The sequence below is a fragment of the Pseudomonas sp. TCU-HL1 genome (assembly GCF_001708505.1).
GTDB lineage: Bacteria > Pseudomonadota > Gammaproteobacteria > Pseudomonadales > Pseudomonadaceae > Metapseudomonas.
The window spans coordinates 5,671,482-5,693,942 of record NZ_CP015992.1; the positions used below are offsets into that span (position 1 = coordinate 5,671,482).

Sequence of the window (22,461 nt, forward strand, 5' to 3'; positions counted from 1 at the left end):
GGGATGACAGGTCAGTGCCTGTTCATAGTTCCAAAGCTGACGCTCACACTTGTTTGTAGATCACCGACCCCTCGTCCTTGAAACGCCCGGACTGCTCGGCGAAGCCGGCCTCGATGGCCTTCTGTTCGTCGGTCAGGCCGTTTTCCTTGGCGTAATCGCGCACTTCCTGGGTGATCTTCATCGAGCAGAACTTCGGCCCGCACATGGAGCAGAAGTGCGCCACCTTGGCCGAATCCTTCGGCAGGGTCTCGTCGTGGAAGGCACGCGCGGTGTCCGGGTCCAGGCCGAGGTTGAACTGGTCCTCCCAGCGGAACTCGAAGCGCGCCTTGGACAGGGCGTTGTCGCGGATCTGCGCGCCGGGATGGCCCTTGGCGAGGTCAGCCGCATGGGCGGCGATCTTGTAGGTGATGATGCCGGTCTTCACGTCATCCTTGTTCGGCAGGCCCAGGTGTTCCTTCGGCGTCACGTAGCAGAGCATGGCGCAACCGAACCAGCCGATCATCGCGGCACCGATGCCGGAGGTGATGTGGTCGTAACCCGGCGCGATGTCGGTGGTCAGCGGGCCGAGGGTGTAGAACGGCGCCTCGTCGCAGCACTCCAACTGCTTGTCCATGTTTTCCTTGATCAGGTGCATCGGCACGTGGCCAGGCCCCTCGATCATGGTCTGCACGTCATGCTTCCAGGCGATCTTGGTCAGCTCGCCGAGGGTTTCCAGCTCACCGAACTGCGCGGCGTCGTTGGCATCGGCGATGGAGCCAGGACGCAGGCCGTCGCCCAGCGAGAAGCTGACGTCGTAGGCCTTCATGATTTCGCAGATTTCCTCGAAGTGGGTGTAGAGGAAATTCTCCTTGTGATGCGCCAGGCACCACTTGGCCATGATCGAGCCGCCACGGGAGACGATGCCAGTGACGCGCTTGGCGGTCAGCGGTACGTAGCGCAGCAGCACGCCGGCGTGGATGGTGAAGTAGTCCACACCCTGTTCGGCCTGTTCGATCAGGGTGTCGCGGAACAGCTCCCAGGTCAGGTCTTCGGCGATGCCACCGACCTTTTCCAGGGCCTGGTAGACCGGCACGGTACCGATCGGTACCGGCGAGTTGCGGATGATCCACTCGCGGGTTTCATGGATGTGCTTGCCGGTGGACAGGTCCATCACGGTGTCCGAACCCCAGCGGATACCCCAGGTCAGCTTGGCCACTTCTTCTTCGATGGAGGAACCCAGGGCCGAGTTGCCGATGTTGCCGTTGATCTTCACCAGGAAGTTGCGGCCGATGATCATCGGCTCCAGCTCCACGTGGTTGATGTTGGCCGGGATGATGGCGCGGCCGCGAGCGATTTCCTCGCGGACGAACTCGGGGGTGATTTCTTTCGGGATGCTGGCGCCGAAGCTCTGGCCCGGGTGCTGCTCCTTCAGCAGGCCGGCGGCACGGGCCTCGGCCAGCTTCATGTTTTCGCGGATGGCAACGTATTCCATCTCGGGCGTGATGATGCCCTTCTTCGCGTAGTGCATCTGGGTGACATTCTGCCCAGCCTTGGCGCGGCGCGGGTTACGCACATGGGCAAAGCGCATGGCCGACAGTTCAGCATCCGCCAGGCGACGCTGGCCGAACTCGGAGCTCAGGCCGGGCAGGCGTTCGGTGTCGTTGCGGTCATCGATCCAGGGGGAGCGCACGTCGGCCAGGCCCTTGCGTACGTCGATGCTGACGTTCGGGTCGGTGTAGGGGCCGGAGGTGTCATAGACGGTGACCGGGGCATTGATCTCGCCACCGAAAGCGGTGGGGGTCACATCCAGGCTGATCTCGCGCATGGGCACGCGGATATCCGGGCGGGAGCCCTGCACATGGACTTTCTGCGAACGGGGGAAAGGCTGGATGGATTGCTGGTCAACCTGGGCGCTTTCGCTCAGGTTCTTTTGTTGTTTTGCGGTCATCGGCTGGCTCCTGGGGAAGATGTCGGAGCGAACCTGAAGCAGAGTGCACCGGGGGCTGGTGCCGAGAGGGGCCTCCCGGAATTCGGGCTGGGGAGGCACATCTTGTTCCCTACGCAGGCCTTAACCTGATCAGGTTCAACGGGATCCGGAACTCTCCGATCTCAGCCTCCGATTCGAGGCACCCCGACAAGAACTCGCGCAGTCTAAACAAGCTCGACGGAGAAAACCAACCCGGTGGTCAGAATAATGTGACCAACGCGTCGGCAAGTGACACACAACCTGCTGGAAATTTCGATTGTTGCAGGCAGGCAACATAGCTTGTCGCAAACTACACTCAGGCCGCCGGCGGGGCGTCTTGACCCGGCCCCCAGCGGCCCCGTAGCCTTGCCCGACCCCTCATGAATCCAGGATTGATCATGCTGCGCAGACTCTCGCTGGCCATCGCCGTGGCATCCGCCTTTGCCGGAAATGCCTGGGCCGAAGATGCCCCCCTGTCAGCCAAGACGGACCTCGTGACCGTCTACAAGGACGCCGTCGACAACAACGCCGACCTCGCCGCCGCCCGCGCCAATTATGAAGCGCAACGCGAAGCGGTACCCCAGGCCCGCTCCGGTCTGCTGCCGCAGATCAATGGCGGCGCCACGGCGAACGACACCCGCACAAAGCTGGACGAACCCTCCAGCACCTTCTCGCGCAGTGGCATCGCCTACCAGGCAACCCTGAGCCAACCGATCTTCCGCGCCGACCGCTGGTTCCAGCTCAAGGCCGCCGAGTCCACCACCGAGCAGGCTGCCCTGGACTTCTCGGCGACCCAGCAGAACCTGATCCTGCAGACCGCCGAAACCTATTTCGCCGTCCTGCGCGCCCAGGACAACCTGGCCTCGACCAAGGCCGAAGAAGCTGCGTTCAAACGCCAGCTGGACCAGGCCAATGAACGCTTCGATGTCGGCCTGTCGGACAAGACCGACGTGCTCGAAGCCCAGGCGGGCTACGACACCGCCCGCGCCAACCGGATGATCGCCGAGCGCAACGTCGAGGACGCCTTCCAGGCCATGGTGACCCTGACCAACCGCGAGTACGCCTCGATCGAAGGCATTCTTCACACCCTCCCGGTGGTGGTTCCGGCGCCCAACGACGCCAAGGCCTGGGTCGATACCGCCGCCCAGCAGAACCTGAACCTGCAGGCTGCCAACTACGCCGTCGATGCCGCCGAAGAGACCCTGCGCCAGCGCAAGGCCGGCCATGCGCCGACCCTGGACGCCGTGGCCAGCTACCAGAAGGGCGACAACGACAGCCTCGGCTTCAGCAACACCGGCAGCAGCACCCAGACCTTCGGCAGTGACGTGGAACAGCGCAGCATCGGCCTGCAGCTGAACATCCCGATCTACAGCGGCGGCCTGACCAGCTCCCAGGTACGCGAGTCCTACCAGCGCCTTTCCCAGACCGAGCAGCAGCGCGAAAGCCTGCGCCGCAATGTGGTGCAGAACACCCGTAACTTCCACCGCGCTGTGAACACCGACGTGGAACAGGTGAAGGCTCGCAAGCAGTCGATCATCTCCAACCAGAGCGCCCTGGAAGCCACCGAAATCGGCTACCAGGTGGGCACCCGCAACATCGTCGACGTGCTGGACGCCCAGCGCCAGCTGTACAGCTCGGTGCGTGACTACAACAACGCCCGCTACGACTACATCCTCGACAACCTGCGCCTGAAGCAGGCCGCCGGCACCCTGAGCCCGGGCGATCTCGAATCCCTCGCCGGCTTCCTCAAGCCTGACTACGACCCGGACAAGGACTTCCTTCCCCCGGATCTGGCCAAGGCGGCGGAAGCCGAATTGCGCGGCGACCCGGAGTACTGAGTCCGCCAGAAACGAAGAAGCCCGGCACGAATGCCGGGCTTTTTCGTTTGCGCCCCTACTTCTTCGCCGCCCAGGCGTTGAAGCGCTGCTCCAGGTCCTCGCCGTGGTCGGTCCAGAACTCCACATCCATGGCCAGCGCCTGCTCCATGTTCTCCGGCGCGCTGGGCAGCCAGCCGGTCAGCGCCGGGTCGAGGCGATCGAAGGTCTGCTGGTTGACCGGTCCGTAGGGGATTCGCTTGACGTAGTCGGCCTGGTTGTCGGCCTTGTTGATGAAGGCGATCAGTTGGTGGGCACGATCGACGTGTTTCGAGCCCTTGATGATCGCCCAGTAGTCCATGCCGTAGAGGCTATCCGGCCACACCACGGCAAAATTGTTGCCCTCCTGATGTGCCGCAGCGATGCGCCCGCTGTAGACCGAGGTCATGGTGACATCGCCTGCCGCCAGCCATTGCACGGGCTGTGCCCCTGCTTCCCACCACTGGATATGGGGCTTGAGCTGGTCCAGCTTGGCGAAGGCCCTCTCCACGCCTGCTGGCGTTGCCAGAACCTTGTAGACATCCTCGCGCCTGACGCCATCGGCCAGCAGGGCGAACTCCAGGTTGTAAACGGCGCGCTTGCGCAGCCCGCGCTTGCCGGGGAAACGCTGCACATCCCAGAAATCCGCCCAGGATTTCGGCGCTTCAGCCAGCTTTCCGGCGTCATAGGCCAGTGCCACGCTCCATACCATGGTGGCCGAACCGCACTCCTGGGCCGCATCGGCTATCAACTGGTCGGCGCCGTCTATGCGCTGCCAGTCCAGGCGCTCGAACATGCCTTCCTCGCAGCCGCGCACCAGGTCCGGCGCCTCGATCTCCACCAGGTCCCAGTCGACGCTGCCGGTATCGACCATCACCTTGATACGAGCCATCTCGCCGTTGTACTCGCCCTCCGTCAGTGGCGCTCCGCTGGCCTTGGCGAAGGGCTTGAAGAAGGCGTCGCTCAGGGCCTTCTGCCCTGCTCCGCCGTAGCCCACCACCACCATGCTGTCGTTCGCCTGGACGTTTCCCAGGCTGCAGGCAAGCGCCAGCCCTGCCAGCAGGCGGGCCGCGCAATTTGAGACTGGAGGGGAATCAGGGGGTGAACCGATCTTCAGGTGAGGGACGAAAGACTGCCGCATGGTGCTTCTCCTCTTGTTGTTGTCATGAAGCCTGCCCGAATCGGGCTGACTCGAAGCTAAGCCAGACCAAAGTAAAAAAACAAGTTGATTTTTTACTCAAGGTAAATTTCCATGACACAACAAGTACAAGCGGGACCGCCAGGTCCTCAGGAGCCTCCATGTCCAGCGCCACCTTCCCGCACCTCTTCGAGCCCCTTGAAATACGTGGCAAGCGTTTGAAGAACCGCATCATGTCCAGCGGGCACGACACCTCGATGCCCGCCGACAACCGGGTGAACGACCAGCTTATTGCCTACCACCGTGCCCGCGCCGAAGGCGGTGTGGGCCTGATCGTGTTACAGGTGGCCGGCGTGCATGACAGCGCGCGCTACACCTCCCATGTGCTGATGGCCACAGACGACGCCTGCATCGAAGGCTATCGGCGCCTCGCCGAGGCCTGCCATGCCGAGGGCACCGTGGTGCTGTCCCAGGTGTTTCACCCGGGCCGGGAAATCATGGAGTCCAGCGATGGGCTGTTGGCGGTGGCCTGGTCTGCCTCGGCCTCGCCGAACGAACGCTTCCGCGTCATGCCGCGCGCCCTCGACCAGGCGATGATCGACGAGATAGTCGCCGGCTATGGCGCCGCCGCCCGGCGCCTTTGCGAAGCCGGACTGGATGGCGTGGAAATCGTCGCCAGCCACGGCTACCTGCCAGCCCAGTTCATCAACCCGCGCGTGAACCGCCGCGACGACGGCTACAACGGCGACCTCGACGCGCGCCTGCGCTTCCTTCGCGAAGTGATCCAGGCCGTGCGCAGCCACTGTTCGGAGGACTTCATCGTCGGACTGCGCATCTCCGCCGACGAACGCGATCCGGAAGGCCTGACCGAAGACGAATCCCTGACTGCCGTCCTTGCCCTGCAAGAGCAGCTGGACTACGTGCACCTGGTCGCCGGTACATCAGCCTCCCTCGGCGGTGCCATTCATATCGTGCCGCCCATGGCCATCGAGGCCGCCTACCTGGCTCCCACCGCCGGCACCTTCAAGGCGCGCCTGGACATTCCGCTGTTCGTCACCGGCCGGATCAACCAGCCCCAGGAAGCCGAAGCCATACTTGCCCGCGGCCAGGCCGACGTCTGCGGCATGACCCGCGCGCTCATCTGCGACCCGCAGATGCCGAACAAGGCCGTCGGCGGCCGCAGCGACGACGTGCGCGCCTGCATCGCCTGCAACCAGGCCTGCATTGGTCACTTCCACCGGGGTTACCCCATTTCCTGTATCCAGCACCCGGAAACCGGTCGCGAATTGACCTATGGCCAGACCAGACCGGCTTCCCGTCGCAAACGAGTAATGGTGGTGGGCGGCGGCCCTGCCGGCATGAAAGCAGCAGCGGTCGCGGCTGGGCGTGGGCATGAGGTGACCCTCTACGAGGCTGGCAACCAGCTTGGCGGCCAGGTCCTGCTAGCGCAGTTGCTGCCTCGACGGGCAGAGTTCGGCGGCGCCTCCACCAACCTCCAGCGGGAGATGGAACTGGCCGGCGTGCGGGTCGTGCGCAATGTCCGCGTCGACCGCGCACGGGTGGAACAGGAACGCCCCGACCTGGTGATCATCGCCACCGGCGCCAAGCCCTACTGGCCGCCGTTCGAGCGCGGCGGCGAGCTGCAGGTGGTGGACGCCTGGCAGGTGCTGCGCGACGAGGTGAAACCGGGCCGTTCGGTGCTGGTGACCGACTGGCGTGGCGACTGGATCGCTCCCGGTATCGCCGAACGCCTGGCACGCAACGGCCATCAGGTGCGCCTGGCCGTGAATGGCACCCACTGCGGCGAGAGCCTCCCCCTGTATGTGCGCGACCAGATGGCCGGCGAGCTGCACAAGCTGGGGATTCCGGTGACGCCCTACGCGCGCCTCTATGGCTGCGACGACAGCACCGTGTACATGATGCACTCCGCTTGCAGCGAACCCATGTTGTTCGAGGACGTGGACACCCTGGTGCTCTGCCAGGGCCATGAACCGGTGGATGACCTGGGCCACGAGCTGGAAGGCTTGGTGGAATTCCACCGGATCGGCGACTGCCTGGCGCCGAGAACCGTCGAAGAGGCCATTTACGAAGGATTGAAGCTGGCCTGGGATATCTGAAAGCCTGACCACAATTCCGAGCGCTGCAGGCCCTGAGTGTCGCCGGTGATCGCGGCTGCAATACAATGCCGCGATCCTGTCCCTTGGAGGGAGCCATGAGCCCCAGCCTGCCATCGCCGAACGCCAACGCCGAGAGCCAGTTCCTCGGCACGCGCATCCGCGCACTGCGCAAACGCCGGGGCATGACCCTCAGCGAACTGGCCGAGCAGAGCAAGCTCACCGCCGGCTATATCAGCCAGTTGGAACGCAACCTGGCGTACCCCTCGATTCCGGCGCTGTTCAACATCGCCCGCAGCCTGGGCGTGACCATCCAGTGGTTCTTCGCCAGCGAGGCCCCCACCAGCGAAGCCGACCGGGGCTACGTGGTGCGGCGCAATGCCCGCACCAGCCTGCACTACGAAGACGGCATCACCGACGAACTGCTCAGCCCGCACCCCCTGCGCCAGCTGGAAATGCTCCACTCGCGCTTCCCACCGGGCACCTACAGCGAAGAGAGCTACAGCCACGAAGGCGAGGAAGCCGGCTATGTGCTCAGCGGCGAATTCGAACTCTGGGTCGGCGAGCGGCACTTCCGCCTGCAGGAAGGCGACAGTTTCAGCTTCTCCAGCCAGGAACCGCACCGCTACGGCAACCCCGGCGATAAGGACACGCTGGTGCTGTGGGTGATCACCCCGCCGACGTTCTAAGCCAACGCCCGGATTTCTTTGGGGAATATTCCTGTGGGAGCGAATTCATTCGCGATAGGGCTGCGCGGCAGGCCCCGATGAACCTCAGGGGCAGCCCTGCGGGCTGCATCGCGAATGAATTCGCTCCTACAGATCGCTCATCAGCGCTGTAGCAGCCGCGCAATCCCGCCCAACAACCGCTCCAGCGCCCCCTGGTTGGCCTTGAGCACGTCCAGGCCGGCATCGTGCATGGCCATAGAACGCTTCGGCTCGCTCCAGAGCCCCCCCACCTGGGTCGTCAACTCATGGGCATCGGCCACCTCGACCAAGGCGCCGGCGTCGCGCAGTTGCGCGGCGATTTCGAGGAAGTTGAACAGGTGCGCCCCCGAGAGTACCGGTTTGCCCAGGGCCGCCGGCTCCAGCAGGTTGTGGCCGCCATTGGCTACCAGGCTACCGCCGACAAAGGCGATATCGGCCAGGGCATAGAGAAAGAGCAGCTCGCCCATGGTGTCGCCCAACAGCACCGCGTCGCTCGCACTCACCGGCTCACCCGTGGAACGGCGCACGGTCGCCAGCCCTTCGCGGCGGCAGAGTTCGAACACCGGACCGAAGCGCTCCGGATGGCGCGGTACCAGGATCAGCAACGCGTCGGGCCGTTGCTTCAGCAGGGCCTTGTGGGCGGCAAGGATGATTTCGTCCTCCCCGGCATGGGTGCTGGCGGCAATCCACACTGGTCGGGCCTCGGCGCCCCACTGGCTGCGCAGCTCACTGGCGCCCTGCAGCAGGGCCGGGTCGATGCGCAGGTCGTACTTGATCGACCCGGTTACCGTCACGCATTCAGGGTGCGCACCGAGTCGACGGAAGCGCTCGGCTTCGGCCTCGGTCTGCACCGCAATCCAGCTCAGTTCGGCCAGCATGGGCGCCGTGAGCTTGCCGAAGCGCGCATAGCCACGAGCCGAGCGCTCGGACAGCCGGGCATTGGCCAGCACCACCGGAATACCACGCCGGGCGCACTGGTGGATGTGGTTCGGCCAGAGCTCGGTTTCCATGATCACCGCTAGCTTCGGCCGTACGTGTCCCAGAAAGCGCGCCGCAGCCCAGGGCAGGTCATACGGCAGGTAGCAATGCTGCACCCGGTCGCCGAACAGCGCACGGATACGCTCCGAGCCTGTGGGAGTCATGCAGGTGATGGTGATCGGCAGGCCCGGGTGACGCTCCAGCAGGGCGCGGACCATGGGCGCGGCGGCAATGCTCTCGCCTACCGACACGGCGTGGACCCAGATGCCTCCGGGCCGGATGTCAGGCAGGCCGAAAGCGAAGCGTTCGCCTACGCGCCGGGCATAGGCCGGCGCGCGCCAGGCTCGCCAGGCGAGGCGCAGGGCCACCAGCGGAAGACCAAGATGGAACAACAAGGTATAGAGGGTGCGATTCATGGGCGCGGAGCTTAGCGTGAGTCAGCGTCAATCGCACTAGCCCATGGCTTGCAGGTGCTCGGCGAGGCTGTCCGCCAGCCAGAGCGCCGCCGGTCCCAGGGCTTCGTCACGGCGGCAGACCAGTTCAACCACCAGCGAAGGCGGCGTCCAGTCGCTGCGCAATTCCACCAATTGCCCCTGGTATCCCGGGTACTGGGCCACATGGCGCGGCAGCCAGGCCCAGCCCAGTCCACGCATCAGCAGTTCGGCCATCACATAGAAGCTGTCGGCCCGCCAGACCTGCGGACCGAGTTGCTCACCGCCAGGGTAATGGCTGTCCTGGGGCGACATCAGGATCTGCCGGTGGCGCCCCAGTTCACGGCGGTCGGCGTACGTCCGCGTGGCCAGGGCGTGGCTGGCACCACAGACCGTGACCATTTCGATGGTGCCCAGGCGCTGGCGTTCCAGGGCGTCGGGCATCTGCTCATGGTGAAACAACAGCCCCAGATCGGCTCGGCGCTCCAGCAGCTTTCGCGCGACCTCCCCCTGGGCGCTGGCGGCAAGCTGCACTTCCAGCATCGGGAAGGCCGTGCCCAGCGCTTCCAGGCTGGCCAGCACCGGCTGATAGGGCATGGCCTCGTCCTGGGCCAGGCGCAACCGGGCCTCTTCGCCCTTCGCCAATCCCTGTGCCTTGCCTTCCAGGCGCTGGCACTGGCGAAGCACTTCGCGCGCTTCTTCCAGCAAGGCGGTGCCCGCCATCGTCAGGCGCGGCTGCCGTCCGCTGCTGCGCTCGAACAACTGCACCCCGAGATCATCCTCCAGCAGGGCGATGCCACTGCTGACGGCCGACTGGGCACGCCGCAACTTTCGCGCCACCGCTGAAAAGGACTGACTCTCCGCCACACCGACGAACAAACGGATCTGCTCCAGGTTCCATTGCATGGTCAATTGCCTATCTCTATTACAGATAGGTAATGACTTTATCCCATCATCAGGAAGCTTAGAATCCGCCCATCGCACAGGAGGACCGATCATGACCGGCTACATCTATCTCGCTATCGCCATTGCTGCCGAAGTGGTCGCCACCACCTCGATGAAGGCCATCGACGGTTTCAACAAGCCCTTGCCCCTGATTCTGGTGATCGGCGGCTACGCCATCGCCTTCTGGATGCTCACGATGGTGGTGCGCAGCATTCCCGTGGGCATCGCCTATGCCATCTGGGCGGGGCTCGGCATCGTGCTGGTGAGCGTCGCCGCCCTGGTGCTCTACCAGCAGCGGCTGGACACGCCGGCCGTGCTGGGCATGGGCCTGATCGTCTCCGGCGTGGTGGTGATCCAGCTGTTCTCGAACAGCACGGGGCATTGAACCGGCTCTTCCCGCTGCTTCACGAACAGGGGCGCTATACTGCGCCCCTGTTTTTTTCGAGGCGCCTTCCGCACATGGCCGAATCCCTCTCCACCGACGTTCTCATCCTGGGCGGCGGCATCGCCGGCCTCTGGCTCAACGCCCGCCTGCGCAAGCAAGGCTTCGCCACCCTGCTGGTAGAAAACGCCAGCCTCGGCGGCGGGCAGAGCGTGCGGTCCCAGGGGATCATCCACGGTGGCGCCAAGTACGCCCTGCACGGCGCCCTGACCGGCGCCTCCGAGGCCATCGCCGACATGCCCCGCCGCTGGCGCGAGGCACTGGCCGGTAACGGTGAGCTGGACCTCGCCGGCGTGCGCCTGCTTTCCGAGGCCCACTATCTCTGGTCGCCCGGCACCCTGGCCGGCAATCTCACCAGTTTCTTCGCCAGCAAGGCGGTGCGCGGCCGCGTCGACCAGGTCAAGGGCAGCGATCTGCCGCCAGCGCTGCAGCATCCCAGGTTCAAGGGCAAGGTCTATCGTCTGGCCGAACTGGTTCTGGATGTTCCCAGCCTGATCAGCCGTCTCGCGGAGCTGGCGGGCGACGGGCTGCTGGCCGCACGGACAATCGAACCCCTGTTGGAGGATGGCCAACTCACCGGCCTGCGCCTTGACGGCCGTGCAGTTCGCGCCCAGCGCATCGTCCTCAGCGCCGGCGCCGGCAACCAGGCGCTGCTCGAAGCCCTGGGGCTGAGCCAGCCCGCCATGCAGCTGCGCCCGCTGCATATGGTGATGGTCAAGGCGCCCAGCCTGAAACCCCTCTACGCCCACTGCCTGGGCGGCGGACCAAAACCCCGCATCACCGTCACCAGCCACCCGGCCGCCGACGGCCAGTGGGTCTGGTATCTGGGCGGCGACATCGCGGAAGCGGACGGCGTGGCACGCAACGAAGCGGAACAGATCGCCGCCGCCGAACAGGAACTGCGCCACCTGCTTCCCTGGGTCGACCTCTCCGCCGCCCAGTGGGCAACCCTGCGGGTGGACCGTGCCGAGCCGGCGCAGTCTGGCCTGGTGCGTCCAGACAACGCCTTCCTCAGCGATCAGGGCCGCCTGTTGGTGGGCTGGCCGACCAAACTCGCCCTGGCACCGGATTTCGCCGACCGCGTACTGGCCGCCTTCGAGCGTGATGGCGTGCGCCCGGGCGCGAACCCGCCGCTGCCCGCCCTGCCCCGTCCTCCGGTGGCTCAACCGGTTTGGGAGGAACTGCTCGGATGAACAGCCTGCACGATTGCCATCGCCCCTTGGGCGGTACCGGCCTGATAGTTTCCCCGCTGGGCCTGGGCACCGTGAAACTCGGACGTGACCAGGGCGTGAAGTACCCCAGCGGCTTCACCATCCCCGACGACGTCGAAGCCCGCCAGTTGCTGGCACTGGCCCGCGACCTCGGCATCAACCTGATCGACACCGCGCCCGCATACGGCCGCAGCGAGGAACGCCTGGGCCCGCTGCTGCGTGGCAAGCGCCAGGATTGGGTGATTGTCAGCAAGGTAGGCGAAGAGTTCGAGAATGGGCTGTCGCGCTTCGACTTCAGTCCCGATCACACGCGCTTCTCCGTCGAACGCAGCCTGAAACGCCTGGAAACCGACTACATCGATCTGGTACTGGTGCACTCCGACGGCAACGACCTGGCCATCCTGCGGGAGAGTGGCGTCTACGAGACGCTCGCCGAGCTGAAGCACGCCGGCAAGATCCGCGCCTTCGGCCTGTCCGGCAAAACCGTGGACGGCGGCCTGCTGGCCCTGGAGCAAGGCGACTGCGCTATGGTCACCTACAACCTCAATGAGCAGGGCGAAAAGCCGGTCATTGACCGTGCGTTGCAACAAAACAAAGGCATCCTGATCAAGAAAGGCCTGGCCAGCGGCCATGTCTGCCTGGACGCAGGCGTTGATCCGGTGCGCGCCAGCTTCGAACTGATCTTCGGTCACCCTGGGGTGACCAGCGCGATAATCGGGACCATCAATCCGCTGCATCTGTCCCATAATGTCGCGACGGCCGCCGCAGTGATCGGAGGCCGTTGCTAGCCGACCCCTACCCAGAAGGAGCCGACATGCCGCGAATCCTCGCCCGCAAGGACCCCAGCGCGTTCAAGACCCTTCCGCTGCATGTCGAAGCCAGCGCCGATGCCCTGAACTACCAGAGCCTGGGCCGACCGTTGAACTTCACCCAGATGCTGGAGCGGCGCCGCCCGGTCCAGGTGAACGACAGCCAGCGCTTTGCCGTGGAGCTGGCTAACCTGGGCGTGTCGGTGCGGCTGACACTGAATCTCCAGGGTCGTGACTACTGGCTGCTGGTGCGCCAGCGTCGGCAGGATCGCGGCGACACCGTGCTCAAGCTGATTTCCGGCTATGTCCCGGCCCACGAACTGAACCTGCCGCTGCTCACGGCCATCCAGGAAGTGGCCGAGGAGTGCCTGATCGAAACCCCGGAAGGCTGGCTGGCCGGGCGCTTCGCAGACACCTGGCTACCCACGCCCTACCAACGACAGCTGCATTACCGCGAGACCAACGACTTCCGCCTGAGCCCCCTGTCCGGCGCTGCGCGCCCCGTGCGCAATGGCAAGTTGACCCTTCTGGAGCGCCCCGACGCTTACGTCCATCTGCCGACCGCCTCCCTGCAACTGGTTTACGACCTGCGCCTGGACCTGCCACGGGACTGCCACCAGATCAGTCTGTTCCACGTGGACGAGGTGCTGCAGGACGGCGAACTGGTGGCCTGCCTGGAACGGCGCCGTCCGGATATCTATCTGCTGCCGCTGCATCAGGGGCAGCCGACGGGCGACCTGCTTACCGTACGCAATGGCGAGTTCAAGAGCGCCAGCACCCGCGGCGTCTGGCTCTCCGAAAGCTTCGCCGAGCAGGACGGCTGGCTCGTGCGTGATGAGCGCGTGCGCTGGCGGGACTGGCTGGCGCGGGTAGGGACGGCCCGCCCGCTGGGAAAAAAGATGGCCTGCTGAACGCCGGGGCGCACAGGGCGCCCCGGCGCCGATGAGTTGGCGCTGATTACTTCAGCTCGTTGGAGTTCTTGCCCAGCACGCGCCGTGCCACGATCAACAACTGGATCTGCTGGGTGCCTTCGAAGATGTCGAGGATCTTCGAGTCTCGCGCCCACTTTTCCAGCAGTTCATCCTCGCCATAGCCCAGGGCACCGACCAGTTCCGCGCACGTCAGGGTGACTTCGTTGGCCACTCGCCCGGCCTTGGCCTTGGCGATGGAGGCCTCCTTGGAGTTGGGCAGGCGGTTGTCGGCCATCCAGGCCGCCTTCAGGGTCAGCAGCCGCGCGGCTTCCCACTCGGCTTCCAGGCGATAGAGCGTCGCTTCGGCATGGCGCACGGCCAGCAGTGGCGTTCGATAGTCGAAGCGACATCCGGCCTTGCCCAGGAGTTCGCGCGTCCGGTCGAGCGCGGCCTTGGCCACGCCTACCGCCATCCCGGCCACCAGCGGACGGGTGTTGTCGAAGGTCTCCATCACCCCGGCAAAGCCCTTGTCCACATCGATCTCGGCGCTGCCCAGCAGGTTGGCGGCCGGTACCCGGCAGTCGCTGAAGCTGATGGACGCAGTGTCCGAGGCCTTGATGCCGAGCTTCTTCTCCAGGCGCGTCACCGTCATGCCCGGCGTGCCCTTTTCCACCACGAAGGATTTGATGGCGGCACGACCCAGGTTGCGGTCCAGGGTCGCCCAGACCACCACCGCATCGGCCCGCTCGCCGGAGGTGACGAAGATCTTCTCGCCGTTGAGCACGTAATGCTCGCCATCTTTGACCGCCGTGGTACGAATGGCCGCCGAGTCCGAACCGCAACCGGGCTCGGTGATCGCCATGGCTGCCCAGGTGCCCCGGAAGCGCTTGAGCTGTTCTTCGTTGGCTACCGCGGCAATCGCGGCGTTGCCCAGCCCCTGGCGCGGCATGGCCAGCAGCAGACCGACATCGCCCCAGCTCAGCTCCATCACACCCAGCAGCGCGGACAGGTTGCCGCCATTGCGCACACCCTCCTCTGCCCCGACGCCACGTTTGCTCGCCGAGCCGGCGCCCACGGCTTCCGGGGAGCCGGCGTTCATGCCGTCCAGCAGGGCGGCGAGCAGATCGAGCTCGCAGGGATAGGCATGTTCGGCCTTGTCGTACTTGCGCGAGAGCGGGCGGAAGTACTGCGCCGCCACCTGATGGGCCTGATTGCTCAGGCCGTGGAATTTCTTCGGGATTTCCAGGTTCATGCTGCCTTCCTCACAGGTGCAGGCCGCCACTCATCAGAGCGACGGCACGCAGGTCGCGGTACCAGCGTTCGGCCGGGTGCTCCTGGGTGAAACCATGACCACCGAGCAGTTGGACGGCGTCGGTGCCGATCTTCATGGCCTTCTCGGCGCAGAACAGGCGCGCCAGATACGCCTCGCGCTGGAACGCCTCGCCGCGGTCGACGCGGGCGCACGCTCGCCAGAGCATCAGGCGCATGGCGTCGAGTTCAATGGCGATGTCCGCGACGATGAACGCCACGCCCTGGCGGTGGCTGATGGGCTCGCCGAAGGCGGTGCGCTCGTTACAGTAGCCGACCACATAGTCCAACGCCGCCTGGGCAGCCCCCACCGCCAGCGCGCACCAGGCGAGATAACTGAGGTCGAGGAAGTCCTGGTAGACGAAGTCGTCCGCGGTCAGGCGGTTCTCCACAGGCACTTTCACGCCTTTCAGGCGGATCCGGGCCGTGCCGCAGGCTTTCAACCCCATGGCGGGTTCCTGCCGCAACTGCAGCCCCCGGCTACCGGCCTCGACCATGAACAGCGCCGGACCGCGATCTGTTTCGGCGGCCACGATCAGCCGGCTGGCTTCCAGCCCGTCCAGCACCAGGCACTTCTCGCCGCTCAGCACATAGTGCTTTCCCTTGCGCTGCGCGCGGGTGGACAGCTTGAGCGGGTCGAACAGCACGGTAGGCTCGCTCACCGCGAGGGCAATGCGCGGCGCCGGCTGCTCGGCGACGAAGGCAGGCAGCCAGGCGGCCTGTTGCTCTGGCGAGGCCCAACGGCGAATGCAGTTGGCCGCCGACAGGGGCCCCAGCAACGCGGCAGCAAGGCTCAGGTCCCCCTTGGCCAGGGACTCGGCCATCAGGGCATTGGTCAGGATAGTGCGCGCGCCGGCCAGGCCACCCAGGCTCTCACCCACGCCATAGTGGGCCAAACCCAGCGCATGGGCCTGATTGAGCAGCTTCGCTGGCACAGCCCCCCGGACGTCTGCCTCATGGGCAGCCGGGCGCAACGCCTCCAGGGCGAAGGCAGCCAGCATCTCGACCAGCATGCGCTGCTCATCGGATAGCGAGAGGTCGAACACATCATCGGCACCAGCCAGGCGACGAGGGGTCTTGCGCGCGCGTCGGGCGGCCAGCCGGAATCCCGCTCGGGTACCGCTGTAGAGGAGTTTCTCGAAAGCCTTGCGCAGGTTGAAACGGTCAGGCCAGTGAGCCTGGGCCACGCGATTCAGCACGGCCAGGGCGCGGCCCTGTGCGTCGGGGGACATCGGCATCGCACTCCATTCGGGATGAGGATGCCGCGATGATGGTCGGCGCCGGCCCGCAAGCCTATGACCGGGCCGACACCAACGACTGGCAGCGCTGCCAGTGACGAGGGATCAGAGCAGGGAGCGATCCCAGCAAATACCCTGCTTGACGATGCGTGCCGGCACTCCGGCGATCACGCAGTTGCCCTCGTCGAAGGCGCGACTGACCACCGAGCATGCGCCGACCACCGACTCGGGATGAAGGACTGTTCCCTTGAGGGCCTGGACGTCGCGACCGACCCACACTCGGTCTCCAATGCGGACATCGCGGGACGGATTCAAGCGCTGGCCGCTCTGTGCATGTCGAGGATCGAATGCTTGTCACCGGTGCGGATAAGGATATCGGTGGACAGCATGCAATCCCGTCCGATGTCGATGCTGGAAGCTTCATCGACCAGCAGGTAGGCGCCCTCGACCGTGGTGTCCTCGCCTATGCGGATGTGCTGGCCGCTGGTATTGCGCAAGTAGATCTTGCCGGAGCTGAAGCGTACCCGCGGCCCGATCTCGATCAGGTTGTCCTGTCCGTCGAGGCGGATCTCACAGTGGGTGAGCTGGACACCCTCGCCCACGATCAGGCGGTTGTTGTGCCCCCCAGCTTGACCGTGATCTTTTTCATCTGCCGCTGGGCGCTGACCGGAATCTCCAGCTTGTTGCCGGACTTGATCTTGAAGCGGTTCTTGTAGGCGAGGTTGCGCAAGCGCAAATAGAGCTGCTCTAGCATGGGGGGCTCAGGATTTATCCAGAATCTTGTTGACGATCGCCGTGGTGGAGCTGTTCTCCACCAGGCCTAGCACCCTCACTTCACCGCCGTAGGCACGGACGATATCGGCACCGACCACCTGGTCGATGCCATAGTCACCACCTTTGACCAGTACGTCCGGCTTGACCTGGGCCAGCAGGCGTTCGGGCGTGTCCTCGGAGAAACTGACAACCCAGTCCACCGCGCCCAGCCCTGCAAGCACTGCCATGCGGCGCTCGACGCTGTTGATGGGACGACCAGGGCCCTTGAGACGGCTGACCGAAGCGTCGTCATTGACCGCCAGCACCAGGCGATCCCCCTGGGCACGCGCCTGCTCCAGGTAGGTCACGTGACCGGCGTGGAGAATGTCGAAGCAGCCATTGGTGAATACGATCTTCTCGCCATGGGCGCGGGCGTCGTCAATGGCCAGCAACAGCTGGTCCAGGCTCAGCACACCACGCTCGGAACCTTGCTCGCGCTGCACGGCACGACGCAGTTCCGGGGCGCTGATAGCGGCAGTACCCAGCTTGCCGACAACGATACCGGCCGCCAGGTTGGCCAGGCCAACGGCCTGGGGCAGGTCTTCACCTGCGGACAGGGCAGCGGCCAGCGTGGAAATCACGGTGTCGCCAGCGCCGGTGACGTCGAACACCTCACGGGCACGGGCAGGAAGGTGCAGGGCGGAATGCCCGGGACGCAGCAGCGTCATGCCATGCTCGCCACGGGTGACCAGCAGCGCACCCAGCTCCAGCTCCTGCATCAGGGCGGCGCCTTTGGTAACCAGTTCGGCCTCATCGGTGCAGCGGCCAACGACGGCCTCGAATTCGCTGAGGTTCGGGGTAATCAAGCTGGCGCCCCGGTAGATGCTGAAATCCTTGCCCTTGGGGTCGGCTAGCACCGGCACGCCACGGCGGCGGGCCGCCTGGATCAGAACCTGGTGGTTCTTCAGTGCCCCCTTGCCGTAGTCGGACAGCACCAGCACCTTGGCCTCGGGCAGCAGGCGCTCGACTTCAGCAGCCAACGTTTCGGCATTGGTCGCGAAGGCTTCCTCGAAGTCCATGCGCAGCAGCTGCTGGTGCCGGCTCATGACCCGCAGCTTGACGATGGTCGGCTGCTCGGCGAGGCGCTGGAAATGCACCTCCACACCCGCGGCACCGAGGCTGTCTGTGAGGCTATCGGCTGCTTCATCGATACCGGTGATCCCCACCAGCATGGCCGGAGCGCCCAGCGCCGCGATGTTCAGCGCAACGTTGGCCGCGCCGCCAGGGCGGTCCTCGATCTGCTCCACCTTGACCACGGGCACCGGTGCCTCGGGCGAAATACGCGACGTGCCGCCATGCCAGTAGCGGTCAAGCATGACGTCGCCCACCACCAGAACGGGGGCTTGATCGAATCGGGGCATGGACAGCTTCATGGAGTCTCCGGACGTCAAAAACGGCGCGGATCATACCATAGCAGCTCAGTCGTCCCGAGGCCCCCGATCAGACGCCGGGCGCACCCAGAACAGCTCATGGCGACGCACCGCCTTGCGAAAGAAGTCGTCCCGACCGACCTCGGGCCAGCGCCGGCCAGCCAGCAGCCACTGAATGATGCGGCGCACACGCTTCTTGACCGACAAGGGCGTTTGCAAGTCATGCTGCATGGCCAGGGCCTGGGCCTTGTCCAGCCTGGCGGGTGCGTCCAGCAACGGGCTCCACAGCCCATCAGCGGGGAGGGGCGCCAGGCGCGGCGGCAAGGCCACGCCATTGCCCGCCGGCCCCATCGGCCAGCGGTCGTTGTCGTAGAGGTGATTGGCGTAGAGCAGCTGGACTTCAGGCCGCCAGCCGCTGAGTTCGATCGCCTCGGCCAACGCCCTGCCGGCCTGGACGTGGTCAGGATGCGGATCGAGCTCAGGGTGAGGCAGCACGACGACCTCGGGCCGGAAGCGTTTGAGCAGGGCCGCGAGGTCCCCCACCAGGTTGTTCCAGCTCGGGACGCCGTCCAGGTCTCCCGGCAATGCCAGTGGATTGAAGCGACGCACGCTGCGGATATCCGCCTCGCCGGACTCCAGCGAGGCGAAAGCTATATCCGGCTCGGCCGCCATGGCGCTCAGCCGCATGCAGTAGTAGCCAAGCTGCACGCAGCAAGTCGCTGGCACGCCACCCCAAAGTGGGACAGCCAGGCTGCTCCAGCTGCGCAGGCGCCCTTTCAGGCGCGCCGCCGCGGCGCTGTCGAGGCCTATCCGACGGTAGTTCTGCGCCTCGATTTCACCTTGGGTCAGGGTGACGATACTCGCCTCGGCACAACGTCTGTACAGCCCGAAGGCCGCCAGTTCGGCGTCATCCGCGTGGGGGGCGATCACCATGAGCCGCCGCGCCGTGTAGTCGGGGTTCTCGAAGGCGTGCAGTCGGACGTCCGGCATCAGCCGGCAGAAGCGGCCACGCAAGCGCAGCCGCCCGTCGCGCAAGGCCTGCGCCAGGCCGGACAAATTGAGGTAGCGGATGCCCCGTGCGCCCCGCTCGAAATCCTGGCGGTCGGCGGTCTGGCCATCTCCGATCAGGACGTGCGGGTCCAGCCAGCGCCCCAGCCAGGTACTACGGATTTCGACGGCAAGAATCAGGGTGTCGGCAGCGGCCGGCAGTTGGCCGGCATCGAGTTGAAGTCGCTCTTCGCAGAGGCGCCCTGGAATGGCGGGTGCGGAATCGGGGAAACGGTAGCGGTAGTCGGCTCGGGGCGAGTAGAAGAGATGGTCGGCGAACCAGGCCTCATGGGCTATCCAGGTCAGGACCAACAGGACGGGCAGGCTGTTCCAGTTGCCGAACCAGTCGAGCGCTGCCAGGACCAGCAGCGCCGCGACCATGAAGAGACGCTTGCCGCGCCGGTGCCGACGCAGCAATTGCTGTTTGCGTGTTTCCATTCACTCACACCCGAAATGCGGCAACCCTGTTGCACCAACGATCCTTGTATTCGCGATCGGCCCGACCGAATGAGTAGCGCAGGGCCTTGCCCTTGGTCCGGGCGTCTTCCCAGGCAGCCTGGGTATTGATGAAGCTGAGAACGCTGCCCGGGCTGAGATGATGTGCGCTGGGGTCTACGCCGCCGTTGATGTACTCGAAACTGATCCAGTCTGGCGACTCGACCCTGTACAGCACCTGAACGGCTACCGGGGCACCATTGAGCAGCAACAGCGAGCCACTGAGGAATTCGTGCAGCAACCCGAAGACGTCGGCGAGATTGGCCTTGCCCGGAACCTCGAAGCCCCAGCGGCGCTCGAACAACTCGGTATAGATAGCCGCCAGTTCGGCTGGCGCGAACTCGGATACAGGCCGGATCTGTCCGCCCGCTTCCTCGAACAGGCGCAGTTCACGGCGCTGGTTGTAGCGGAACTTCTTCGACAGTTCTTCTGGCGCCCGGGCGATGGCCAGCTGTTCTTTCTGCTGGCGCAGGCCGCTGAAGCCGGACAGATTCAGCTCGGACAGGTAAGCACCTTCATGCCGCAGAGGGATACCGGCGCCCGGAGCCGCCGGGAGAATCACTTCGGCGTTCCCCAGATCGAAGAGGTTGCGCATGCCCCGTTGCTTCAACACCCGCCGGGACAACGCCAGGCTGTTTCCCCAGGTCGGGATGGCGGCCTGTAGCTCACCATCCACCCTGTACCCCAGGTAACGCACCGGAATACCGGCCAGTGCGGACAAACGTTCGACGACCGACGGACAGGTGACGACGCTGCCACCGAAGCGTACCCAGACGCCGCGGTAGGAGGCCACGTCGATCGGCTCCCAACCACGTTCACGAAACAGCCTGAATCTGTTGAGCAAAACCTTACCTTGCCGAGCAAATGCCCGGCCCTTCCTTGAGATCCAATGTTTCCCGTCGTGCTCAGCTTGCTTGCGGCTGGGCCTCTTCCTCGAACTGGTTGGCATGGAGGCGGGCGTAATAGCCGTTCATGGCCAGGAGCTCGGCATGGTTGCCCCGCTCGACGATCCGCCCCTGATCCATGACCAGAATCAGGTCCGCCTTCTCGATGGTGGAAAGGCGGTGAGCGATGACCAGCGTGGTGCGGCCATCCATCACGCGATCCAGCGCGGCCTGGATATGCCGCTCGGATTCGGTATCGAGCGCCGACGTGGCCTCGTCCAGCACCAGCACCGGCGCGTTCTTCAGCAAGGCACGCGCAATTGCCAGTCGCTGGCGTTGCCCACCAGACAGCAGCACGCCGTTCTCGCCAACTTCGGTATCGAAGCCTTGCGGCAGCCTGTCGACGAACTCCTTGGCATACGCCGCCTCGGCCGCTCGCTCGACATCTTCCCGAGGTGCGTCGGCCAGATCGCCATAGGCGATGTTGTTGGCCACTGAGTCATTGAACAACGTCACCTGCTGGGTCACCAGGGCGATGTGGCGGCGCAGGTTGCGCAGTCGATACTCTTCGATATCGACACCATCCAGCAGGATCTGCCCCTGATCATGGTGGTAAAAACGGGGAATCAGGTTAGCCAGGGTGGATTTGCCGCTGCCGGAGCGCCCCACCAGGGCAATCATCTGGCCCGGCTCGGCGTCGAAATTGATGTCCAGCAGCACAGGCTTGTCGGTGCCGGGGTACTGGAAGCTAAGGTTGCGCACCTGCAGGTGGCCGCTGACGCGCTCCCGCTCGGTTGTCCCGCGATCCACCTCGGGCTCCTCGTCGAGCTGTTCGAAGATGCTCTCGGCGCCGGCCACGCCACGCTGCACCGTGGAGCTGACCTCGGACAATTGGCGGATCGGCTTCGGCAGCAGGCCGGCAGCCGTGATGTAGGCCACCAGGTCACCCGCGCTCGCATCGCCACGCAGGAACAGCACCAGGAACATCAGGGCGGCCATGCCGCTGTAGATCACCAGCTGCAGCATCGGGGTGTAGACGGCCGAGGTCTTGGTCATCTGCAGCTGCTTGCGGGTGTTGCTCTGACTGGCGGAATTGAAACGCCCGGACTCGTAGGGCTCGCCACCAAAGCTGCGCACCACGCGGTAACCCTGGATGGTTTCGGACGCCACATGGGTCACGTCGCCCATCGCCACCTGGATCTTCTTGCTCTGCTTGCGGAACTTGCGGCTGGCACTGCTGACCATCAGGGCGATCAGCGGCAGGATGGCCACCATCACCAGTGTCAGCTTCCAGTTCATCCACAGCAGGTAGCCGAACAGGAACACCACGGTCAACCCTTCGCGGATCACCACCTTGATGGCGTCCGTTGCGGCGCCCGTCACCATGGTCACGTTGAAGGTGATGCGTGAAATCAGGTGTCCGGAGTTGTGACGATCGAAATAGCGGTTTGGCAACGACAGCAGGCTGTCGAACAGCGCCAGCCGCAGGTCATGCACCAACCCCAGGGAAACCCGGGCCAGGAAGTAGTTGCCCAAGTAAGAACCCAGGCCCTGCCACGCGGCGATGAGGATGATGAGCAGCGGCACGGCCTGAAGCAGTTTCAGATCGCGCAGGTAAGGAACATCGGGGAACAGGACGGCATCCGGATTGCTCAGGCCATCCACGAAATACTTGAGAATGCCCGCCAGCATTGGCTGAGTGGAGGCGAAGATGATGTAGCCAATGATGCTGATCAGGAACATCCCGGTGTAGGGACGGACGTAGCCCAGCAGGCGGAAATAGATCTTCAGGCTGGACGCAGAGGAATGCGGCTCTGACATG

At 65.0% G+C, this 22,461-nt stretch carries 20 protein-coding genes and 1 riboswitch; of the genes, 7 read left to right on the plus strand and 13 right to left on the minus strand.

The window, feature by feature from the left end:
• Positions 1–43: 43 nt before the first annotated feature.
• Positions 44–1,927, minus strand: coding sequence for a phosphomethylpyrimidine synthase ThiC (gene thiC, locus THL1_RS26005; protein ID WP_069085937.1), 1,884 nt, complete (start codon positions 1,925–1,927; stop codon positions 44–46).
• 89 nt (positions 1,928–2,016) lie between these two features.
• A riboswitch (TPP riboswitch) is annotated at positions 2,017–2,123 on the minus strand.
• Positions 2,124–2,343: 220 nt separating this feature from the next.
• Between thiC and THL1_RS26010 the strand changes: the two genes are divergently transcribed.
• Entirely contained in the window at positions 2,344–3,783 is a 1,440-nt protein-coding gene (locus THL1_RS26010; protein ID WP_069085938.1) for a TolC family outer membrane protein, read from the plus strand.
• 55 nt (positions 3,784–3,838) lie between these two features.
• Here THL1_RS26010 and THL1_RS26015 read toward each other — a convergent pair whose 3' ends face one another.
• Positions 3,839–4,939: an ABC transporter substrate-binding protein gene (locus THL1_RS26015; protein WP_237234749.1), complete on the minus strand. Its 1,101-nt coding sequence runs from the start codon at positions 4,937–4,939 to the stop codon at positions 3,839–3,841.
• Between the two features lie 158 nt (positions 4,940–5,097).
• Between THL1_RS26015 and THL1_RS26020 the strand changes: the two genes are divergently transcribed.
• Both THL1_RS26020 and THL1_RS26025 read left to right on the plus strand, forming a co-directional pair.
• On the plus strand, positions 5,098–7,053 hold the full coding sequence (locus THL1_RS26020) for an FAD-dependent oxidoreductase (protein WP_069085939.1): 1,956 nt from the start codon (positions 5,098–5,100) through the stop codon (positions 7,051–7,053).
• Positions 7,054–7,118: 65 nt separating this feature from the next.
• Positions 7,119–7,739, plus strand: a complete 621-nt coding sequence (locus THL1_RS26025; protein WP_414703714.1) for a cupin domain-containing protein — start codon at positions 7,119–7,121, stop codon at positions 7,737–7,739.
• Positions 7,740–7,879: 140 nt separating this feature from the next.
• On the opposite strand, the gene waaA is transcribed toward THL1_RS26025, so the two are convergent.
• Positions 7,880–9,151: a lipid IV(A) 3-deoxy-D-manno-octulosonic acid transferase gene (waaA, locus tag THL1_RS26030; RefSeq protein WP_069085941.1), complete on the minus strand. Its 1,272-nt coding sequence runs from the start codon at positions 9,149–9,151 to the stop codon at positions 7,880–7,882.
• Between the two features lie 36 nt (positions 9,152–9,187).
• Positions 9,188–10,072, minus strand: a complete 885-nt coding sequence (locus tag THL1_RS26035; protein ID WP_069086638.1) for a LysR family transcriptional regulator — start codon at positions 10,070–10,072, stop codon at positions 9,188–9,190.
• Positions 10,073–10,163: 91 nt separating this feature from the next.
• Here THL1_RS26035 and THL1_RS26040 point away from each other — a divergent pair, with 91 nt between their 5' ends.
• The 4 genes from THL1_RS26040 (at position 10,164) to THL1_RS26055 (ending at position 13,484) form a co-directional block, all read left to right on the plus strand.
• A complete protein-coding gene (locus THL1_RS26040) occupies positions 10,164–10,496 on the plus strand; it encodes a DMT family transporter (protein ID WP_069085942.1) in 333 nt (110 codons plus the stop codon).
• Between the two features lie 74 nt (positions 10,497–10,570).
• The gene (locus THL1_RS26045; RefSeq protein WP_069085943.1) at positions 10,571–11,746 is read left to right on the plus strand and encodes an NAD(P)/FAD-dependent oxidoreductase; all 1,176 of its coding nucleotides are present in this window, start codon (positions 10,571–10,573) and stop codon (positions 11,744–11,746) included.
• Positions 11,743–12,552 (plus strand): aldo/keto reductase, encoded by an 810-nt coding sequence (locus tag THL1_RS26050; protein ID WP_069085944.1) that lies wholly within the window; start codon positions 11,743–11,745, stop codon positions 12,550–12,552. The genes THL1_RS26045 and THL1_RS26050 overlap by 4 nt, the downstream gene beginning before the upstream one ends.
• Before the next feature lie 26 nt (positions 12,553–12,578).
• Positions 12,579–13,484 (plus strand): metal ABC transporter ATPase, encoded by a 906-nt coding sequence (locus THL1_RS26055; protein WP_069085945.1) that lies wholly within the window; start codon positions 12,579–12,581, stop codon positions 13,482–13,484.
• A 46-nt stretch (positions 13,485–13,530) separates the two neighbouring features.
• On the opposite strand, the gene THL1_RS26060 is transcribed toward THL1_RS26055, so the two are convergent.
• The 9 genes from THL1_RS26060 to msbA form a co-directional block, all read right to left on the minus strand.
• Positions 13,531–14,736, minus strand: a complete 1,206-nt coding sequence (locus tag THL1_RS26060) for an acyl-CoA dehydrogenase family protein (RefSeq protein WP_069085946.1) — start codon at positions 14,734–14,736, stop codon at positions 13,531–13,533.
• Positions 14,737–14,746: 10 nt separating this feature from the next.
• Positions 14,747–16,030, minus strand: a complete 1,284-nt coding sequence (locus THL1_RS26065; RefSeq protein ID WP_145928388.1) for an acyl-CoA dehydrogenase family protein — start codon at positions 16,028–16,030, stop codon at positions 14,747–14,749.
• A 105-nt stretch (positions 16,031–16,135) separates the two neighbouring features.
• Positions 16,136–16,309: a hypothetical protein gene (locus tag THL1_RS29950; protein WP_161490989.1), complete on the minus strand. Its 174-nt coding sequence runs from the start codon at positions 16,307–16,309 to the stop codon at positions 16,136–16,138.
• Between the two features lie 32 nt (positions 16,310–16,341).
• On the minus strand, positions 16,342–16,632 hold the full coding sequence (locus tag THL1_RS26070) for a hypothetical protein (protein WP_069085948.1): 291 nt from the start codon (positions 16,630–16,632) through the stop codon (positions 16,342–16,344).
• Between the two features lie 2 nt (positions 16,633–16,634).
• Entirely contained in the window at positions 16,635–16,784 is a 150-nt protein-coding gene (locus THL1_RS30190) for a hypothetical protein (protein WP_161490990.1), read from the minus strand.
• A 7-nt stretch (positions 16,785–16,791) separates the two neighbouring features.
• Positions 16,792–18,216, minus strand: coding sequence for a bifunctional D-glycero-beta-D-manno-heptose-7-phosphate kinase/D-glycero-beta-D-manno-heptose 1-phosphate adenylyltransferase HldE (hldE, locus tag THL1_RS26075; RefSeq protein ID WP_069085949.1), 1,425 nt, complete (start codon positions 18,214–18,216; stop codon positions 16,792–16,794).
• Positions 18,217–18,261: 45 nt separating this feature from the next.
• Positions 18,262–19,698 carry a PIG-L deacetylase family protein gene (locus tag THL1_RS26080; protein WP_069085950.1) on the minus strand — a complete coding sequence of 479 codons (1,437 nt, stop codon included), beginning with the start codon at positions 19,696–19,698 and terminating at the stop codon, positions 18,262–18,264.
• Positions 19,699–19,702: 4 nt separating this feature from the next.
• The gene (locus THL1_RS26085) at positions 19,703–20,599 is read right to left on the minus strand and encodes a GNAT family N-acetyltransferase (protein ID WP_069085951.1); all 897 of its coding nucleotides are present in this window, start codon (positions 20,597–20,599) and stop codon (positions 19,703–19,705) included.
• A gap of 61 nt (positions 20,600–20,660) precedes the next feature.
• The gene (gene msbA / locus THL1_RS26090; RefSeq protein WP_069085952.1) at positions 20,661–22,460 is read right to left on the minus strand and encodes a lipid A export permease/ATP-binding protein MsbA; all 1,800 of its coding nucleotides are present in this window, start codon (positions 22,458–22,460) and stop codon (positions 20,661–20,663) included.
• Between the last annotated feature and the right edge of the window lies 1 nt (position 22,461).

What these genes read in the sequence shown, in the direction of transcription:
- thiC (WP_069085937.1), bottom strand. Translation starts at nt 1,927, where the DNA reads ATGACCGCAAAACAACAAAAGAACCTGAGCGAAAGCGCCCAGGTTGAC.
- THL1_RS26010 (WP_069085938.1), top strand. Translation starts at nt 2,344, where the DNA reads ATGCTGCGCAGACTCTCGCTGGCCATCGCCGTGGCATCCGCCTTTGCC.
- THL1_RS26015 (WP_237234749.1), bottom strand. Translation starts at nt 4,939, where the DNA reads ATGCGGCAGTCTTTCGTCCCTCACCTGAAGATCGGTTCACCCCCTGAT.
- THL1_RS26020 (WP_069085939.1), top strand. Translation starts at nt 5,098, where the DNA reads ATGTCCAGCGCCACCTTCCCGCACCTCTTCGAGCCCCTTGAAATACGT.
- THL1_RS26025 (WP_414703714.1), top strand. Translation starts at nt 7,119, where the DNA reads ATGCCGCGATCCTGTCCCTTGGAGGGAGCCATGAGCCCCAGCCTGCCA.
- waaA (WP_069085941.1), bottom strand. Translation starts at nt 9,151, where the DNA reads ATGAATCGCACCCTCTATACCTTGTTGTTCCATCTTGGTCTTCCGCTG.
- THL1_RS26035 (WP_069086638.1), bottom strand. Translation starts at nt 10,072, where the DNA reads ATGCAATGGAACCTGGAGCAGATCCGTTTGTTCGTCGGTGTGGCGGAG.
- THL1_RS26040 (WP_069085942.1), top strand. Translation starts at nt 10,164, where the DNA reads ATGACCGGCTACATCTATCTCGCTATCGCCATTGCTGCCGAAGTGGTC.
- THL1_RS26045 (WP_069085943.1), top strand. Translation starts at nt 10,571, where the DNA reads ATGGCCGAATCCCTCTCCACCGACGTTCTCATCCTGGGCGGCGGCATC.
- THL1_RS26050 (WP_069085944.1), top strand. Translation starts at nt 11,743, where the DNA reads ATGAACAGCCTGCACGATTGCCATCGCCCCTTGGGCGGTACCGGCCTG.
- THL1_RS26055 (WP_069085945.1), top strand. Translation starts at nt 12,579, where the DNA reads ATGCCGCGAATCCTCGCCCGCAAGGACCCCAGCGCGTTCAAGACCCTT.
- THL1_RS26060 (WP_069085946.1), bottom strand. Translation starts at nt 14,736, where the DNA reads ATGAACCTGGAAATCCCGAAGAAATTCCACGGCCTGAGCAATCAGGCC.
- THL1_RS26065 (WP_145928388.1), bottom strand. Translation starts at nt 16,030, where the DNA reads ATGCCGATGTCCCCCGACGCACAGGGCCGCGCCCTGGCCGTGCTGAAT.
- THL1_RS30190 (WP_161490990.1), bottom strand. Translation starts at nt 16,784, where the DNA reads ATGCTAGAGCAGCTCTATTTGCGCTTGCGCAACCTCGCCTACAAGAAC.
- hldE (WP_069085949.1), bottom strand. Translation starts at nt 18,216, where the DNA reads ATGAAGCTGTCCATGCCCCGATTCGATCAAGCCCCCGTTCTGGTGGTG.
- THL1_RS26080 (WP_069085950.1), bottom strand. Translation starts at nt 19,698, where the DNA reads ATGGAAACACGCAAACAGCAATTGCTGCGTCGGCACCGGCGCGGCAAG.
- msbA (WP_069085952.1), bottom strand. Translation starts at nt 22,460, where the DNA reads ATGTCAGAGCCGCATTCCTCTGCGTCCAGCCTGAAGATCTATTTCCGC.